At 46.8% G+C, this 17,779-nt stretch carries 13 protein-coding genes and 1 riboswitch; of the genes, 9 read left to right on the top strand and 4 right to left on the bottom strand.

Annotation, left to right across the window (positions count from 1 at the left end; all coding sequences use genetic code 11):
• The first annotated feature begins 58 nt into the window (after positions 1-58).
• From MO387_RS00565 to MO387_RS00545, 5 genes are all read left to right on the top strand, one after another.
• The gene (locus MO387_RS00565; protein ID WP_107946862.1) at positions 59-976 is read left to right on the top strand and encodes a LysR family transcriptional regulator; all 918 of its coding nucleotides are present in this window, start codon (positions 59-61) and stop codon (positions 974-976) included.
• Between the two features lie 65 nt (positions 977-1,041).
• Positions 1,042-1,479 (top strand): nucleoside deaminase, encoded by a 438-nt coding sequence (locus tag MO387_RS00560; RefSeq protein ID WP_107946861.1) that lies wholly within the window; start codon positions 1,042-1,044, stop codon positions 1,477-1,479.
• Positions 1,480-1,646: 167 nt separating this feature from the next.
• Positions 1,647-2,852, top strand: a complete 1,206-nt coding sequence (locus MO387_RS00555; protein WP_199908794.1) for a DUF418 domain-containing protein — start codon at positions 1,647-1,649, stop codon at positions 2,850-2,852.
• A 28-nt stretch (positions 2,853-2,880) separates the two neighbouring features.
• A complete protein-coding gene (locus MO387_RS00550; protein ID WP_107946860.1) occupies positions 2,881-3,420 on the top strand; it encodes a DUF1294 domain-containing protein in 540 nt (179 codons plus the stop codon).
• 82 nt (positions 3,421-3,502) lie between these two features.
• Positions 3,503-3,970 (top strand): Sbal_3080 family lipoprotein, encoded by a 468-nt coding sequence (locus MO387_RS00545; protein WP_012587132.1) that lies wholly within the window; start codon positions 3,503-3,505, stop codon positions 3,968-3,970.
• 74 nt (positions 3,971-4,044) lie between these two features.
• Here MO387_RS00545 and MO387_RS00540 read toward each other — a convergent pair whose 3' ends face one another.
• Positions 4,045-5,394 (bottom strand): TIGR00366 family protein, encoded by a 1,350-nt coding sequence (locus MO387_RS00540; protein ID WP_107946859.1) that lies wholly within the window; start codon positions 5,392-5,394, stop codon positions 4,045-4,047.
• A gap of 234 nt (positions 5,395-5,628) precedes the next feature.
• Here MO387_RS00540 and MO387_RS00535 point away from each other — a divergent pair, with 234 nt between their 5' ends.
• Complete coding sequence (locus tag MO387_RS00535) at positions 5,629-6,099, top strand: FKBP-type peptidyl-prolyl cis-trans isomerase (protein ID WP_107946858.1); 471 nt, start codon at positions 5,629-5,631, stop codon at positions 6,097-6,099.
• Between the two features lie 100 nt (positions 6,100-6,199).
• Here MO387_RS00535 and MO387_RS00530 read toward each other — a convergent pair whose 3' ends face one another.
• Positions 6,200-8,806: a glycosyl hydrolase family 18 protein gene (locus MO387_RS00530; RefSeq protein ID WP_242325936.1), complete on the bottom strand. Its 2,607-nt coding sequence runs from the start codon at positions 8,804-8,806 to the stop codon at positions 6,200-6,202.
• A gap of 114 nt (positions 8,807-8,920) precedes the next feature.
• Positions 8,921-9,009, bottom strand: a riboswitch (cyclic di-GMP riboswitch).
• Positions 9,010-9,320: 311 nt separating this feature from the next.
• Entirely contained in the window at positions 9,321-10,106 is a 786-nt protein-coding gene (locus tag MO387_RS00525) for an ROK family protein (protein WP_071938317.1), read from the bottom strand.
• 382 nt (positions 10,107-10,488) lie between these two features.
• Here MO387_RS00525 and MO387_RS00520 point away from each other — a divergent pair, with 382 nt between their 5' ends.
• Positions 10,489-12,276, top strand: coding sequence for an aminopeptidase P family protein (locus MO387_RS00520; RefSeq protein ID WP_242325935.1), 1,788 nt, complete (start codon positions 10,489-10,491; stop codon positions 12,274-12,276).
• Positions 12,277-12,516: 240 nt separating this feature from the next.
• On the opposite strand, the gene MO387_RS00515 is transcribed toward MO387_RS00520, so the two are convergent.
• Positions 12,517-13,782: an HD domain-containing phosphohydrolase gene (locus MO387_RS00515; RefSeq protein ID WP_242325934.1), complete on the bottom strand. Its 1,266-nt coding sequence runs from the start codon at positions 13,780-13,782 to the stop codon at positions 12,517-12,519.
• Between the two features lie 594 nt (positions 13,783-14,376).
• On the opposite strand from MO387_RS00515, the gene MO387_RS00510 reads away from it, so the two are divergent.
• The gene (locus tag MO387_RS00510) at positions 14,377-15,945 is read left to right on the top strand and encodes a methyl-accepting chemotaxis protein (protein WP_242325932.1); all 1,569 of its coding nucleotides are present in this window, start codon (positions 14,377-14,379) and stop codon (positions 15,943-15,945) included.
• A 408-nt stretch (positions 15,946-16,353) separates the two neighbouring features.
• Positions 16,354-17,655 carry a DEAD/DEAH box helicase gene (locus MO387_RS00505; RefSeq protein ID WP_028761337.1) on the top strand — a complete coding sequence of 434 codons (1,302 nt, stop codon included), beginning with the start codon at positions 16,354-16,356 and terminating at the stop codon, positions 17,653-17,655.
• Positions 17,656-17,779: the final 124 nt, after the last annotated feature.

Below are 17,779 nucleotides of genomic sequence, written 5' to 3'. Positions count from 1 at the left end.
ATTAACCGCACTATTGTGCTGCTAAAAAGGACAATAACTAAAAAGCAGTGAGCCTGAGATGAGCAAGATAAACGCACCAGAACTCGTCACCTTGAAGATGCTGCGATATTTTCATCGAGTGGCTGAAGTAAAAAACTTTACCGCTGCTGCCGAGCAACTGCATCTATCGAAATCTCCGCTGAGCGCACAAATCAAAGAGTTGGAATCGCTCCTTGGTGTTGAGCTGTTCACTCGCAGCACTCGGCAAGTGGAGCTCACACCCTATGGCCAATTGTTAAGAGAAAAGTGCGAGCAAATATTCGCGCTGGTGAATACCTCATTGGAGCAAGTGGCTCAGCTTGGGCGACTCGATAGAAACCATATTCGGATTGGCATCATGAGCTCGCTGTTTTGGATGGGATTTGGTGACATACTGAAAAGCTTTCGCAAACAATGCCCTGATAATGAACTGATCTTTCAAGAGTTATCACCAGAAACTCAAAAAGTCGCCTTAGCGCATCAAGAAATCGATTTTGGCCTAGTGCGCTACGCCGACACCTTAAATCTGCCGCACCTAATAGCCGAAACCATCACCAGCGAACCTATGGTGTTAGCGCTGGCAAATAAACATCCCTTAGCCAGACGTAAAAGCATCGACTTGAGTGAACTCAAAGATGAGCCCTTCACCTTACTCAGCCGTGCCAACTCCGCCTCTAGCGATTTGATTATCGCCAGCTGTCAGGCCGCAGGATTTATGCCGCAACTGGTACAGGAAATGGTCGAGCCCAATAGCTTGATGGCGATCATCGCTGGCGATAACAGGGTATCCATAGTGCCGCAAAGTTATGCTTCACAACCTTGGCCTAGGGTAAAGTTTATTAAATTAAAACAAACTATTCCCGCCGATATCTGCCTGATTTATCGGCCAGAAATGGCTTCGCTGCCGATTCTCGATAGCCTGAGGGACTTATTGAAGCAACAAATCAAAACCATTTAGATTGTCTCCCAAACGAGTGCTATGCTGAGTTTAATATTCAGGGTTTATATTTTAAGGATATCAAGATGGATGAATTTTTAGCGGCAGCCATTGAAGAAGCCAAACAAGGACTGGCCGAGGGCGGTATCCCCATTGGTTCGGTATTAGTGATCGATAGCAAAATCGTCGGGCGCGGCCACAATAAACGGGTACAAAAAGGCAGTTCAGTACTACATGCCGAAATGGATTGCCTCGAAAATGCCGGCCGATTTAGCGCCGCCGAGTACCAAAGAGCAACCTTGTATTCCACCCTATCGCCCTGTGATATGTGCAGCGGTGCGGTATTACTTTATGGCATACCTAAAGTCATCGTCGGTGAAAACACCACCTTTCAAGGGCCTGAAGCCTATGTAAAATCCCGCGGCGTGGATGTCACTGTGGTCGATAATGCCGAGTGCAAACAATTGATGCAGGACTTTATCGCTAGCCATCCCACACTCTGGAACGAAGATATCGGCGAGTAGTGGATCTTCACTCTTCTCAGTCACTTGCTATATTTCACTTGCTATCTTTTTGTATTTCACTTTTTGTATTGGCTGTATTTCATTGGGGGCTAGTGCCTGCTAGGCTAGCCCTCCCAAATCCCAGTGAAAAGTCGAACATGCCTACTAGCGAAAGGAACTCAGCTAACGTGCCAGCCAACTTACCTAAAGACCCTTGGTCAAGAACAGACTCCACGCAGCCAGTCGTCATGACGATTCCTGCACAGCGTAATGCCAATCTCGATGCCATTCGCGGCTTAGCCGTGTTGGGGATATTTTTTATGAATATCTATTTTATGGGCATTACTTTTTTTGGCTATGCCCCCCACGAAACGCCGCCGCTGTCGGATCACATAATCAAAGTGTTCAGTAACTTTTTCATCGAGGCGCGCTTTATCAGTCTGTTTTCCATCTTGTTTGGCGTCGGGCTTTTTATTCAATATCAGCGATTTAGCGCCAAAGGTCTAGAAGCTTATCCTTTACTGCGCTCACGTTTGAAATGGCTAATGGTGTTTGGCTTACTCCACGGCATTTTTATTTGGTCAGGTGATATTTTATTCACCTATGGCATCAGCGGATTTTTAGCCTTGTGTTACAAAGATTTAAGTGTTGAAGCCCTTAAGCGCAAAGCGAATATTTTTATTTTAAGCGCCTTAGTTATCATTACGCTGGTTAGCCTTACGGGCAGCGATGAACCTTTCACTCGAGAATCGAGTCTATTTGCAGAGCAATACAGTGCATGGACCTCTGGCTATGCCGACCAACTGTTACTGCATTTGATGCAAGTTGGCTATATGGCATTGGTGATCCCTTTTACCATAATGTGGTTTACGGCTGGCTTGATGTTGCTCGGCATGGCCTTGTATCAACAAGGGACTTTTGAGCAAGGTTTTAGCAAATCGGTACTGGTGAAGTTAGTGCTAGCAAGCGTAACGCTATCACTGCTTGATACCATCTTAGGTTTAACGAAAAATACCATTCTCGTTGCGTTTTCAGATGTGTTAATCATGCTAAGCGCTATTCCTATGGCGCTGATTTACATTCATATTATGGTTAAAATTTGCCAAAATAATCCTAATAGACTCACGCCACTGCAAAATGTTGGCAAACTCGCCTTTAGCCTCTATATTCTGCAATCCATCGTTGGCGTGTTAGTGTTTAGACACTTCGCCCCCGAATTGCTATTGAGTCTAGACAGATGGGGATACATGGCCATGGCACTGGTTTATTCAGTAGTGCAATTATTGTTGGCCAGCCTGTACTTACGCTATTTCAAGCAAGGGCCATTGGAAAAACTTTGGCGCCACCTCGCGTTTAAAAAATACGCTGCATCACAAGAACACAAGCAAGCTTAAAACACTGACACGAGATTGATAACAGATAATGACGAACAAAAAACCAGCCAAAACGGGCAACAGCGCTTCACCTCAAACTAATCGTGCTCAAAAGAATCGACCACAAAGCAGTCGTGCTCAGAACAGTCGCACTTCAAACAATCGTGCCCAAACAAACAATCGAGCCCAAAACAGCCGCACTCAAAAGTCCAATACAGCCGCATCAGGTTCAAGCCTTATGCCGCTGTTATTGGTGGTGATTTTTCTTGCTGGCTTAATCGGCGCGGCCCAGCAACATATGCTTCCCTACGGCATTGCGGGCATGTACCTCACACTGAGCCTGCTGACCTTTATCGCCTACGCTATCGATAAATCCGCCGCAAAACGCGGTAAATGGCGCACTAAAGAAAGCACTTTGCATCTGCTCGCCCTCATGGGCGGTTGGCCGGGCGCCCTGTTTGCCCAAAATGTATTAAGGCACAAGTCAGTTAAAGCCTCATTTAGAAACGTCTTCTGGCTCACCGTTGTCGCTAACTTAACCGTGCTGGGTTATGGCATAAAAACCGGCGCCGTAGATATGTTTATCTAGCAAGCTATGGATTCTATGAAAATCTAAAGTTTGTCACTAAAACGCTTTAACTTATTTTAATATAAAAACAAAAGGTTAAATTATGAAAAAATTTTTAGTTGCAGTTTTGGGTGTTGCAATACTATCGGGTTGTGCCGCACCTCGCTATACAGCAAAACCAATAGAAACAAATACTAACAATGTAGAAATAGTCATTATTAAGGATAAAGAAACACGTGACGGCTTCCAAGAAACAATGGAGACATGGCTAAAAGCAAATAATTACACCTACACAGTGCAGCCTGATGGTTCTAAACATGATTTAAATAAACTCACATTAGAATATGAAGGTAATTGGACTTGGGACTTGGCATTATATTTAAAAAGCGCTGAAATTAACGCATTTCAGAATGGCCAAAGAGTTGGCAGTGTTAAGTTTCAAGTACCCTATACTGCGAACCCGAGTAAGTTTGGTAATGCTGCGAATCGTATTAGCTATATGATGTCAGCTCTATTTGGTCAAATCACTGCTGATGAAGCAACAAAAAAAGTAAATGGTTCAAGCGATTAATATCATTGAAACCTTAACTAAAAAACAGGGTAATCATAGAATTACCCTGTTTAGTTTTGCACTGTTTATTATCTTTAAAACCAGCTCAACGCGATACTGATAATCACGCCTGTGATCATCAGCTGCATTAAACAAAAACCCATAATATCCCGCGCTTTTAAGCCTGCAATTGCCAGTACGGGCAGTGCCCAAAAAGGTTGAATAAGGTTAGTCCAGGCATCACCCCAAGCTACGGCCATGGCCACCCGAGCAACATCGGCGCCCAAGGCCTGCGCAGCAGGTAACATAATGGGTGCCTGCACGGCCCATTGACCGCCTCCCGATGGCACAAAAATATTTACAATTCCGGCGCTGATAAAGCTCCAAAATGGCAGGCTCTCGGCGCTGGCGATGGCCACAAAACCTTCCGAAATACTTTGGGCTAAACCCGATTGCACCATCACAGCCATAATGCCCGCATAGAAAGGGAATTGGATCACAATCCCTGCGCCGCCCTTAATGGCCTCATTCAAGCTGGTTAATAAACTGCGTGGCGTTTGATGTAAGAGGATGGCGAGGAACAAGAATAAGAAGTTCACTAAGTTAAGGTTTAAGCTGCCGCCCTGTACCCAAAAGTAATAGCCCAAATATACCAGCCCAGCGCCACCGACACTCCAGCCGAGTAAGCGGCTATTTTCTAACTTATCCGCAGGACGGCTTTCAGGCTGACGCTCGCTCACATTTTCAGGGTTAAGCGCCGAAACTACAGGTTCGCTTACTTTATCGTCCAGAGCGCTTGGGTCGACATAAATGCTGTCCTTGTCTACAGGCAACATAAAACGATTCACTAATGGCATGACCACAAACAGAATCGCCACTAACAGTATGTTAAAGCTCGCGAAAATGGTGTCGCTAGTGGGGATAATACCAATTTGTGCTTCAGAGAAATGCCCCGCCGTTGCTATGGTTAATGGGATAGAACCCGCAAGCCCACCATGCCAAACCACAAAGCCAGAATAGGCGCTGGCGACCAGCAGCCGATAATCCACTTTCACTTTACGCGCTAAGGCTTTGGCAAATAACGCCCCCACCACTAGCCCGAATCCCCAGTTAACCCAACTGGCGGCCAGTGAGACCAAGGTCACTAAAATAATGGCTTGCGGTGCCGATTTAGCGAATCCTGCAATCGCATCGAGCAGCTTTTTAATCGGCGGCGAGCTTGCCAGCATGAATCCCGCCACCAGCACTAACAGCATCTGCATCGAAAAGCTCAACAAGGTCCAAAAGCCATCGCCCCAGTAATTGATGACTTCCAGCGGAGTTTTGTGTTCTGCGACCACAGCTGCAATTAACACCACTAAGGTGAGTAAAAGGACGAAAATATAGGGATCGGGTAGATATCGGTCAACGAGCTTGACCAAAGGTTTTGCCGCTTTGTTTAACATAGACTTTCCTTGTTTATTATCTAAATTCTAGTTTTTATCTGTTTTTATTGAATTTTTATTGAGTCTTAAGCCCACAGGTTAAGCGATCTCTAAAGCGGGATAAAGTCTTGAGGGGGTTTTTAAAGCGTTGAACTGGTAGCAGCAGATAGCCAGCCCTACGCACACGCGAGTGCCGATAGCATCTCAAGCTAAAAAACTGATAATATGGCCAAAATTAACTAAGGTGCTCTTTATATGAAAATGTTACTTGCCGTTGCTGTGATTGCTGGGGTGATTTTTTACTTCTTTACCTCAATGAACGGCCAAAAAGCCGCCCAAGAGAATATCCGTTTAGGCAATGATTTTTTAGCGCAAAACAAAACTAAAGAAGGTGTTATCACCACAGCTTCGGGTTTGCAATATCAAGTGTTAACTCAAGGCAATGGCACTGTTCACCCTAAAGCCAGCGATACTGTGACAGTGCATTATCATGGCACTTTGATCGACGGGACTGTGTTCGATAGTTCGGTTGATCGCGGTGAGCCCATCGCATTTCCGCTTAATCGAGTGATTAAAGGCTGGACCGAGGGCGTGCAACTTATGGTCGTTGGCGATAAAGTGCGTTTCTTTATCCCAAGTGAACTCGCCTACGGCAACAGCAGCACGGGCAAGATTGGCGGTGGTTCAGTGCTCATTTTTGATGTAGAACTGCTTAAGATTGATTAAATCAGTCTCCAATTAGCCAGTAAGATCACTTAATAAAGAAAAAGCCCTGAATCTTCGCAGGGCTTTATTTTTTAACCAATAATATCAAAACTTTGGATGATTACTGGCAGCTTGCAGCACCAATATCAACCCATACCGCCGCAACGCCCGGTACATCCCCTTTAGTCCAGTAACTCGCCTTCCATTGACGGCCGTTATAGCTGGTGGTTTGCCCGCCGGTATAGGCGACACCCGCATCCCAACCGAGAGCAACTTGGCTGAGTAGCTGCCATTGATCAGCGGTGCGAGCTGGCGTATTGCCCTGCGTCCAGTACTTGGCTTTCCATACCAACTGACTGTGGCTCACAGTATCACCCGTGTTGTACACCACACTGGCTTGCCAAGCAGGATAGTTACCTGCATTAGGATCGGTTGCATCACAACCACCACCGATTACTTTTGGCGTCACGGTCAGATTCGTCGATGCGCTCGCATCCAAGGCACCATCGGAAACTAGCACGCTCAAACCATAGCTGGTCGCTTCGGTGACATTAGGCCCAGTGACCACTAAGGTGGCACTATTTTGTCCGGTTGCCGACACGCCAGCGGGCACAGTCCAAGCGTAAGTTAAGGCATCACCGTCGGCATCAGAGGCACTCGCCACTATGCTAACAGTTTTACCCGCTTCCACTGTTGCAGTGGCAGCTACACTCACCACGGGAGCTTGGTTCGGAGTATCCGCCTTATTGGTCACTGTCACTGAATCTGTGGCTGATAACCCTTCTGGATCAGTGACTTTAAGACTAAAACTATAGGCAACATCAGTTTGCGTTGCAGCCAATTGAATTGCCGCATTCGCCATATCGGCGTTTGTGATGGCAATCGTTGGGCCAGACACTTGAGTCCAAAGATACGTTAGCGCCTCATTTTCAGGATCCCGCGATCCGCTACCATTGAGCACCACATCGGCGGGACCTGTGACATTCACATCCGCACCCGCATTGGCAATCGGCGCTTTATTCACCGGTGGCGTAGTTCCTTCGCCATGGCCTAAACCTTCGTGCATCGCATTTAGAATATCGCCGTTATCGGCATCAATTTCCCATGCAAATAAACCACCTAACTGATTGGCAAGCACATATTGGCCCTTGGCTTTAACGGAACGCGCATCATCGAAAGTGATTAAATCACCCGTAGATGCCTTGAACAGTGATGGCGCCTCGGCCGTTTCATCATAGCTGTAAGTCCAACCGCTCCCCATGTACTCGTTCACTATCTGGCGATAATCCACCACGCCATCTTCCCATGTGCCTTTCACTTTGCCCGCCGCTGTCCCTGTGAATGGGTTATTGCCCGTGTAGCCATTCACACCTGTCCAGCCGCGGCCATACATAGCGGCACCAACCACAATTTTCCCTGGGGTTACGCCTTGAGTTAACAGGGCTTTTACGCCCTTGTCAGTGGTGTAGCGGGTATCTGGGTCCCAACTCGCCTCATAAAGATTGGTTTGATGACCGAGTTCAGTGTTCGTCCAACCGCCATTGAAGTCGTAACTCATCAAGAAGATGTAATCCATGTACTGCTGAGCGGCCTGATAATCGACCTTTGCCATTTTTTGAGCATCGATACCAATTGCGGAAGTCAGTTCATAGGTACGACCCGTCTCAGCACTTAACTCGTCGAGCATGGCGCGCAGTTCACGCATCAAGGCCACATAGGTTTCACCGTCATTGGCATTACCTAAGTTTGGATTCGCACCGCCACCACCTGGATATTCCCAATCAATGTCAACGCCATCGAAGAACTTCCACGTTTGCAGGAATTCCTTCACCGATGCAACAAAGGTATCGCGCTTAGTTTTGTCGCCAAAGTAGAAAAAGGGATCAGATAACGTCCAGCCACCGACCGAAGGCAAAATCTTTAGATCGGGGTGGGCTTGCTTCAGCGCCATCAATTGACCGAAGTTGCCTTTGTAGGGATCAGAGTAGTCACTCACCCCCGCCTGTGGCATTTGAATTGCCGCCCAAGGATCGTGGATAGCGACTTTAAAATCTTCACGGCCACTACAGGCGCGTTGCAGCGCTTGGAAACTGCCGTCGATTTCTTTCAAACTATCGTTAATGCCATCACCACCACAAATAGGGGTAAAGCCATATAAAATATGAGTTAAGTTCTGTGCTGGGATCTTATCGACTGGGAACTTACGGCCGTACACACCCCATTCTACAAAGTAACTGCCGACCACTTTGCCCGACTTGTTAACGTATGGACGATTGTTTTCTTTAAGCGGAGCATTGAGTGGCACTAAATGGCTGCCATCGGTATCGGCCACGAGGATTTCTTTGGCATCGCTCGCCGTACAACCATCGCTGTTACACAGTTGCACTTGCATCTGATAACGGCCGCCTTTGTTCACCTTAAAGTTAGCGGTGCCCGAAGCGCCTGAGGGGCCCTCCCAAGCGACATTACCGTTGAGCAGCACTTGGGCTTTATTGCCCACATCGCCACTCCAAAGGTTCCAGCTGACGGACACGTCGGCGGCATCTTTAATGGTTACCAACTGATTGTAAGCCGTAGCAGCTTGATTAACTTCGATAATAGCGAACTTGGTTTCACCCCAACCTATAGTCGGTTTGCCGGGCGCTGCGGCAAATGCACTGGCACTCACGGTAGATGCCAGCGCCGATGCCACCAGCAAGGCTGATGTTGAAATTTGAGTCTTGAACATGAGATATCCCTATTGAATTTTTTATATGAATCAATAAGGCAAACAAAGCGTAGACAGGAAACAACACTCTCTTAAGACCATGCAACACGACAGACAATTGCACGAAGAAAAACCTGTGGTATCCCCGCTATCATAGGTACAGACGAACCCTTAGACCGGAGGCTTTGCGTCCCAGTTTTTCAACTGGTTTGCCTTTTACACGCAATGACAACGTTGTCATTACGATAATCAGCATAGACGTAAGCGCAATAAAAATGCAACAAAATATTATCAACTAAGGTAGTGGTCTGATAAGAAAGCAATTAAATACAGTTCAGCTATTTCTAATATTTACTTTGATAATTAAGGCTTTGCTGACTATTTTAGCCATAAAAAACAGGACACGATAAGCCAAAGGCATCACCTGTCCTGTTATCAATTTCACTATTTATGCTGCGAATACTGCTTAAATTGCTAGGGCTGAGCCGCTGAACTCTAATAATTCAAAATCATAAGCAAACAGCATCTATGATCCTTATACGCGTGGATAATCCCTTGCGAGCATCACAGATAAACCTCTGCACACTAAGGTTTCCATATCATCGACGCGGTTGATTTTCATCTCAGCTAAGGGCGCGCTCAATGCCATTTGCTTTAAGCTTTCGAGGCAGCCTTTGTAGTAAGGAGCACTGTTCATCATGTTACCCGCGAGCCAAATCCGATTGGGATTAAACAAATTAACGGTCCACGCCAGCCCCATACCAAGGTAACTGCCCGCACGGTATAAATCATCCTGAGTGGTGATGTTACGGCTGCGTACAGAATCGCCACTGGCGAGTTGTTCTAAACTAAATTCGCCTGATTCTGTCATCACGCGGCAATGGCCCAACTCCCCTGCCACCCCCGTCGCTCCAGTAAAAGCTTGCCCATTAAACGCAATTGACATCCCTATCCCAGTGCCGCACATGACCAACAACTCACAGGCATATTTGGCATCGCACGTGGCTTGCATACCCGCATCCATATCGTTGCAAATAAACTTAAGCTCGCCTTGAGTTTTCACTGTGTCAAAACTCAAACCATTGAGTCCGGGTAACGATTTACAGGCAACCAAACGATTATTTTGTACGAGTCCTGGTACGCCAATCGCTAATTGGTAATGCTGTAAATCGTAATCGCGTTCAAGTGCAGCGATTTGATTATTTAACTCTTCAATTTTAAAACCTTCGCCTGTGGGGATTTTATATTGTTCTGTATGTCCCGCGAGCTGAAGTTCGAACAGGGCTGTCGTACCGCCCACATCTATTGTTAGGATTTGCATCGCTTACTCCACTGATACATGTGCCCCACTCTGACCCCGAGCGAAGATGGCAAATGTTAGCATAGGGTCCAAATGTTAGCGATTGAATAAAACTTAAGTAGCTAATTTGTAAGGAACAAGTCTAAAAAAACATGACTGACATTTTGTTTTACTCAGGTTTTATGCTAAGAGTCACACAAATAAATTAAGGATTTAAAAGCTTAGCTTGCCCATCACCGTCAGCACAAATTCACGATTGTATACAAAATCCTTTATTCGCTCCCCTTGCATCTCGCGCGTTAGGCTTGCGATAATCCGAGCTGGTTAGAACTCAAATAAACGTATCCTTAGGCAAGCTTTGCCTACCGACTTGCACAGCGTGCCAGTCTCACTTGGAGCCCATATGTCACATTCTATCGCCAGCCGCCTCGACGCTATTCGCAGCGAATTATCTTCTGCCAATCTCGATGCTTTTATCATTCCCCGCGCCGACGAGTATCTGGGCGAATATGTGCCAGAACACAACGAACGTTTGTACTGGGCAACCCACTTTACCGGTTCGGCAGGCATGGCTATCGTATTGAAAGATAAAGCAGCAATATTTACCGACGGCCGTTATACGGTGCAAGTTCGTCTGCAAGTGGATGCTGCACTTTTCAGCTACGAAAGCCTGACAGACACGCCACAAATTGAATGGTTATGTGACACGCTACCAGCGGGATCTCGCGTTGGCTTCGATGCACGCTTGCATACTTTAGCTTGGTTTGAAAATGCCAAAGCGACCTTAAACAAAGCCCAAATCGAATTAGTGGCGGTTGAGCAAAACCCTATCGATTTACATTGGCAGGATCGCCCCGCACCCTCGAGTGCGCCAATCACGTTATTCAGTAACGAGAGTGCCGGTAAAACCAGTCTGCAAAAACGTACTGAAATTGGCGCCCTAGTGAAAAAAGCCGGTGCTGATGTCGCGTTGATCGCCGCCTTAGATTCTTTCTGCTGGTTGTTAAATATTCGCGGTAACGATGTGCCGCGTCTGCCCGTTGTGCTCGGCAGTGCCCTACTCCACGCTAATGGCGATATGCAGCTGTTTACCGATTTAAGCAAACTTCCAGAGGGCATTGAGGAGCATGTCGGTGCAGGCGTTAGCTTTAAAAGTGAAGCGTCCCTCGCCGATACGCTGGCGAGTTTATCAGGCGTTAAACTGCTTGCCGATCCAAACTCAGCTAACGCTTGGGCACAAAACCTCGCCCGTGAAGCGGGGGCTAAATTGATTGCTGGCATTGATCCGGTTTCTTTGCCTAAAGCGCAGAAAAATCCCTCAGAACTTGCCGGAATGCGCGCTTGTCACATTCGTGATGGCGTTGCTGTGAGCCGCTTCCTTGCATGGTTAGATGCCGAAGTCGCCGCCAAGCGTATGCACGATGAAGCCACGCTTGCCGATAAGTTAGAAAGCTTCCGCCTGCAAGATGAGCGCTATCGCGAGCCAAGTTTCGACACTATTTCTGCAGCGGGCCCCAATGCCGCCATGTGCCATTACAATCACAACAATGGCACACCAGCGATGATGACGATGGATAGCATCTACTTAGTGGATTCTGGCGCGCAATATATCGATGGCACCACAGATGTGACCCGTACTATTGCGATTGGCAAAGTCACTGATGAACATAAAAAAATGGTCACGCTAGTGCTAAAAGGCCATATCGCGCTAGACCAAGCTCGCTTCCCTAAAGGCACTTCAGGCCAGCAACTCGATGCATTCGCCCGCCAATATTTATGGCAACATGGCTTTGATTACGACCACGGCACAGGCCATGGTGTGGGTCACTTTTTAAGTGTGCACGAGGGCCCACAGCGCATAGGTAAAAATGTCAACGGTATCGCACTGATGCCCGGCATGGTGCTTTCCAACGAGCCGGGTTACTACCGCACTGAGAGTTTTGGCATTCGCTTAGAAAACTTAGTCGTAGTGCAACACTGTGAAGCACTGAAAGGCGCAGAGCGCGAGATGTATGAGTTCGATGCACTGACTATGATCCCTATGGATGCCCGCCTAATCGATAAGAGCTTGCTAACACAAAGCGAAATTGACTGGTTCAATGCTTACCATCAGCAAGTGTTTAATACACTTTCGCCGCTGATGTCCGGTGATGAACTCGCGTGGTTAACGCAAGTAACTAAAGCGATTTAGAGCGATTTAGCACTCCTGCGGATAAGTAGCGATTTAAGTCGTCATTTAAATCATCTTCTACATCCGTTATATGCTACAAAATAAAACGCCCAAGGCTATGAGCCTTGGGCGTTTTTTTAGCACTGCTTCTGTATTTTCAAGGCCTAGTCGTATTTCAATAGCATGCTTTCAGCTCATAGTTTCGAAACATGGTTTCAAAACACATTTTCAATTTCAAAACACGATTGTAAACTTGAGCCGCTAGACCATAGTAGGCTGCGCCATAGGCTGATAAGCATCATCCAGCGATGCCTTAGATAACACTTCAAACTCCTGATGAATTACCATAAAACAATCGACTAACTCAGGATCGAAATGCTTACCTTTACCTTCAATAATTAGGTCGATAGCCTCTTGGTGGCTAAAGGGTCGCTTATAACATCGCGGCGAAGTCAGCGCATCATAGACATCCACTAAGGCAACTATGCGTGCCGAAAGCGGAATATCCTCACCTTTCAACCCTAAGGGGTAACCACTACCATCCCACTTTTCATGGTGACCCGACGCGATATCTTGGCCCATCCGAATAAACGTACATTGGGGCGCATATTCCAACAAACTGCGTAGCACTTGCCCACCAATCACAGGGTGAGCTTTGATCTGCTCAAACTCCTGCGGGGTTAATTTACCCGGTTTGAGTAGAATCGCATCGGCAATACCGACTTTACCTATGTCGTGCAAAATGGCCGATAGACTAATATCTTGAATAAAATCATCGTTTAATTCAGCAGGTGGATTGTCGGCCTGCAACCGCTGCGCCGCGAGCATTTTCGAATACTGCCGCATACGTAGTAAGTGCGCACCCGTCTCGTTATCTCTGTATTCAGCAAGTTTGGCCAACCCTAATACAGTCGCTTGGCGCGAGGCTAAGGTTGAATCGAGTGAATCAGCCAACTTACCTAATAAATAAGTGATGGTTAAGGTCAACATGGCATTGGTTACAATAAAATTGACCACGACTACGGCCCAAATACCCAAACTGTAACCGTGAATATCAGGCCAGTTTAACCAGCCAAAGTGATAGGCAAGCCCAATCAGTACCAGACTCAACCCATTCAAATATTGGGCATATAAGCTCGCGCGACGGCCTAAAAAAATGCCCACTAATGGCGGAAAGATAAATAACCAAAAGAACCCCGCACCCGATGGACCAATCGCAATCAAAAAACCTACGCCGATAGCAAACGCTAACAAACAGCCACAGCAAAAACGCGTGCTATCAGCAAGCTTAGGAAAATACAGTAAAACCAATAAAAACAAATAAGCCAGCGTATCGAATACCACCATAGACCAAAGATCGGCGATGACACATAAATACACGCTGGTGATATATACGGGCACGCAGAGAAGCGCAAGGAAGCCAAATAGACGTTCAAAAATCAAACGTCGCCAATGGGGCAGTGCCGTTGTCGTCCCCAAGGACGCGGTAGTCAATTTCGCTACGCCACGTCTAAGTGATATCGCCATGGGAAAATCCTCTTATGTTGCATTCCCGCTATGAGCTAATGAAGCTGATCTTATGAACCTAAGCTAATGAACCTGAGTTAATAAACTAAAGGGTGCGAATAAGATGACAAAACTGAGGCAAAGCCAGATAAATCACACATCCAGCAAGCCATAGTTTATTGCCCATTAAAGAATAGACTATGACAAATAAACCGTCCGAATGAATGCCGCGATATGGCAAACGAATCAAGGACATTAGGCCAATGCCACCGCACAGATTTTGCAAATAATATGATGCCTACTTTCTACTCAATATCTGTTAAAACAATAACCCTATACAAAATACTGAAATTTGCGTTTTAGCAGGATAAACGCTCGTTTAATTCCATATTTGCACTACTTAAAATTTTTATATTTTGCAATAGCTTACAAATACAACGAACGATTGATTTTTATGGGTAAACCATCAAAAACCGCTCTCCTATACCCATACAAAAATGATAGTCTTGTCACATAACAAGCTTACCCCAATGAGAGTAAGCGCAAGAAAATTAGCGCCTAACACCGCGCCCCTGAACCCTAATGAATCACATCGGCCCTGAATGGACACACTAAATGAGCCAGAGTAACGCGTCTGCCCACAGAACACTGAATGCACAGAGATCAGATCAAGAAATCCGCTTAACACCACAAGATGAACTCATTTCCACCACCGACACTCGCGGTATCATTACTTACGTTAATGCCCGTTTTGCTGAAGTCTCTGGCTATAGCGCCCAAGAGTTAATTGGCAGTGCCCACAATATGGTTCGCCATCCCGATATGCCGAGCGCCGCCTTTAAAGAAATGTGGGAAAAGCTTAAGTCGGGCCAATCTTGGCGCGGCATAGTGAAGAACCGCTGTAAGAATGGTGGCTTCTATTGGGTCGATGCCTTTGTCTCACCATTATTTGAAAACGGCACTATCGTTGGTTATCAGTCGGTGCGTATTCAGCCTCAAGCCGCCTACGTCAGCAAAGCAAATGAGATATACCAAAGACTTAAACTGGATAAATCCATTTCTAAGCCCTTAAGCTTAATGCAGAAACGTATCCTCTCGGCGGTTGTCGCCTCGACCGGCTTACTGATCGCGGGCTACTTTTGGGGCTGGGGCGTGATTATCGCGGGGGCGGTTTTGATGAGTTTAAACTTGGCTATATTCTACGATGAGGCCTTTCGCATTCCCGCTAAACTGATTGAAATGCAAACTAAATACGACTCTATCAGTCGCTACATCTACTCGGGTGCCGATACGTCTTCTATCCTCGATTTCCAGCTCATCATGCTGCAGGCCAAAATGAGTGGCGTACTGGGGCGCACACAAGATCAAGCCAATCAATTGCACGCGATTGCCGATCAATTAGTGGTCGCGACCGAGCAAACCTATGTCAGCCTAGATCAAGAGAAAAGTCAGCTAGAACAGCTCTCTAGTGCGATGGAAGAAATGAGTTCAACCATCACTGAAGTCGCGCAGAATACCCATCTCACATCCACCAGCATCAATACCGCCTACGATCTTTGCCTTAAAAGTAGCGCCAATATGAAGGCCAACACTCAAAAAGTGGAACAACTGGCCAAGTCTGTTGCCGATGCAGCTAACAATGCCCATCAATTGAATAAAGAAGCCGAGCAAGTTGCTAATGCGATGGGCGAAATTGACTCCATCGCCGAGCAAACTAATCTTCTCGCCCTCAATGCGGCCATTGAAGCTGCCCGTGCAGGTGAACAAGGCCGTGGGTTTGCCGTGGTCGCCGATGAAGTGCGCGCGCTGTCGAGTCGAACCCAACTGTCGACCAACAGTATTTCAAAGAGTGTCGATAAGATGTTCTCTATGCTCAACATATGGGCCAAAGAAATGGAACAGAGCCGCCAACATGCGGAGCGCTGCGCTAGCGACATTCAACTGTCCGCCGACAATGTGAATACCCTTTACCAAGAAGTGAGTGATATCCACACCTTTGCCCAACAAAATGCAGTGGCAGCGGATCAACAGCGTCAAGTGGTCAACGAGATTGCCAGTAATATACATTCCATCACCCATTCAAGCGTAGAAAACTTAGCCGCAACCCATCTGATTGGTGATGCTGCTCATCTGCTTAAACACAATGCAGAGAAGGCCCTCGGCCTGAGACGCACCTTTGGTTAGTCATAAGCAAGATATAAAATGCCGCAGCCAAAACTGCGGCATTTTTCTATCGCGTTTTTTTTGTTCGTTCTTTCCGCCAGCCGTCACTCAACCTCAAATCATACTCTGCCAAGAGCATACTCAATCCAGAGCTAACTCAGCCCAGAGCGTGCAGAATTGGCCCTATCCCACCTGAGGCGTCGCTAAGGCTTTTATCTCTTGGCGATAAAATGATGCAGATAAAATGCCAAAACACTAAAAAGTTCAGGTTTTAACCGAAATTTTTGCTATACTCCGCGCCCGCCATTTTTCTTATAAAATCTGTGTGGAAGAATGAGCCAGTCGGCACGCCTCTCTCCTTAGTCGAGTAAACAATAGAGGCTCGCGCGGTGCTTGAATGTTTGAATAAGTGAACGATAGGAATCCAAAATGAGATTTGAATCTTTTAGTTTTTCCCCCGAGATTTTGCGCGCTATCTCAGATTGCGGTTATCAACAAATGACGCCTATTCAGCAGCAAGCGATACCTGCTATCCGCCGCGGCCAAGATGTCTTAGCCAGTGCCCAAACCGGTACGGGTAAAACCGCCGCTTTCGCGCTGCCGATCCTGCAAAAGATGGTTGAAAAGCCAAGCGAAACGTTAAAGTCGAATGCCCGCGTATTAATCCTTACGCCGACCCGTGAGCTTGCGGCTCAAGTGGCTGACAACGTTACGGCTTACTGCAAATACTTAAACTTCAGCGTGTTAACCATTTACGGTGGCGTAAAAATCGAGACTCAAGCGCAAAAGCTGAAACGCGGCGCCGATGTAATCGTTGCCACCCCAGGTCGCTTACTTGAGCACCTTACCGCCTGTAACTTAAGCCTGTCGAACGTCGACTTTTTAGTCCTAGACGAAGCTGACCGTATGTTAGACATGGGCTTTAGCGCCGATATCCAAAAGATCCTGCAAGCGGTCAATAAGAAACGCCAAAACCTGTTGTTCTCAGCCACTTTCTCAAGTGCGGTTAAAAAACTCGCCAACGATATGATGGTTAAACCGCAAGTGATCAGCGTTGATAAGCAAAACACTACAGCCGACACCGTCAGCCAAGTCGTTTATCCGGTTGAACAACGCCGTAAACGCGAACTGCTTTCTGAGCTTATCGGCAAGAAAAACTGGCAACAAGTGTTGGTATTTACTGCGACCCGTGAAGCCGCCGATACGCTAGTCAAAGAATTAAACTTAGATGGCATCCCATCTGAAGTGGTCCACGGTGAAAAAGGCCAAGGCAGTCGTCGCCGCGCCCTGCGTGAATTTGTGGCAGGTGATGTACGCGTACTGGTTGCCACCGAAGTTGCCGCCCGTGGTCTGGATATCCCAAGCCTTGAATACGTAGTCAACTATGACTTACCTTTCCTCGCCGAAGACTATGTCCACCGTATCGGTCGTACAGGTCGCGCGGGTAAAACTGGCGTAGCCATTTCATTTGTGAGCCGCGAAGAAGAACGTACCTTAGCCGATATCGAAAAACTGATCGGTCAACAAATTCGCCGCGTCACTGTGCCAGGTTATGAAGTGGGCAGTCGCGAATTGCTGTTAAAACAATTGCAAACCCGCCGTAGCTTTGCCAAGAAACAACAAAGAACCGACAACGTCGGCGCTCAAGTTGCTGCTGAGAAAAACATGCAAGGCCGCCGCGTAAAAATGAAGGTGGGTCAAGCACCGAGCAAAGCGAAAAAGCTGAAATAAACAACTAACATAGGCAATGCACCTCGCCTATCAGTCTCGTTATTAAAGCAAAAAAGCGTCCCAAGGGACGCTTTTTTATTGAGCCGAATTAATGAGCTACAAGCCATAGGCTATAAGAGTGACT

The organism is Shewanella sp. N2AIL, assembly GCF_022690845.1.
GTDB lineage: Bacteria > Pseudomonadota > Gammaproteobacteria > Enterobacterales > Shewanellaceae > Shewanella > Shewanella baltica.
Note: the sequence above shows the minus strand (reverse complement) of the source record. Positions and strands in the feature narration are given on the sequence as shown.

Excerpts from the sequence above, each read along its gene's own strand:
- MO387_RS00565 (WP_107946862.1), top strand. The coding sequence starts at position 59 with ATGAGCAAGATAAACGCACCAGAACTCGTCACCTTGAAGATGCTGCGA.
- MO387_RS00560 (WP_107946861.1), top strand. The coding sequence starts at position 1,042 with ATGGATGAATTTTTAGCGGCAGCCATTGAAGAAGCCAAACAAGGACTG.
- MO387_RS00550 (WP_107946860.1), top strand. The coding sequence starts at position 2,881 with ATGACGAACAAAAAACCAGCCAAAACGGGCAACAGCGCTTCACCTCAA.
- MO387_RS00545 (WP_012587132.1), top strand. The coding sequence starts at position 3,503 with ATGAAAAAATTTTTAGTTGCAGTTTTGGGTGTTGCAATACTATCGGGT.
- MO387_RS00540 (WP_107946859.1), bottom strand. The coding sequence starts at position 5,394 with ATGTTAAACAAAGCGGCAAAACCTTTGGTCAAGCTCGTTGACCGATAT.
- MO387_RS00535 (WP_107946858.1), top strand. The coding sequence starts at position 5,629 with ATGAAAATGTTACTTGCCGTTGCTGTGATTGCTGGGGTGATTTTTTAC.
- MO387_RS00530 (WP_242325936.1), bottom strand. The coding sequence starts at position 8,806 with ATGTTCAAGACTCAAATTTCAACATCAGCCTTGCTGGTGGCATCGGCG.
- MO387_RS00525 (WP_071938317.1), bottom strand. The coding sequence starts at position 10,106 with ATGCAAATCCTAACAATAGATGTGGGCGGTACGACAGCCCTGTTCGAA.
- MO387_RS00520 (WP_242325935.1), top strand. The coding sequence starts at position 10,489 with ATGTCACATTCTATCGCCAGCCGCCTCGACGCTATTCGCAGCGAATTA.
- MO387_RS00515 (WP_242325934.1), bottom strand. The coding sequence starts at position 13,782 with ATGGCGATATCACTTAGACGTGGCGTAGCGAAATTGACTACCGCGTCC.
- MO387_RS00510 (WP_242325932.1), top strand. The coding sequence starts at position 14,377 with ATGAGCCAGAGTAACGCGTCTGCCCACAGAACACTGAATGCACAGAGA.
- MO387_RS00505 (WP_028761337.1), top strand. The coding sequence starts at position 16,354 with ATGAGATTTGAATCTTTTAGTTTTTCCCCCGAGATTTTGCGCGCTATC.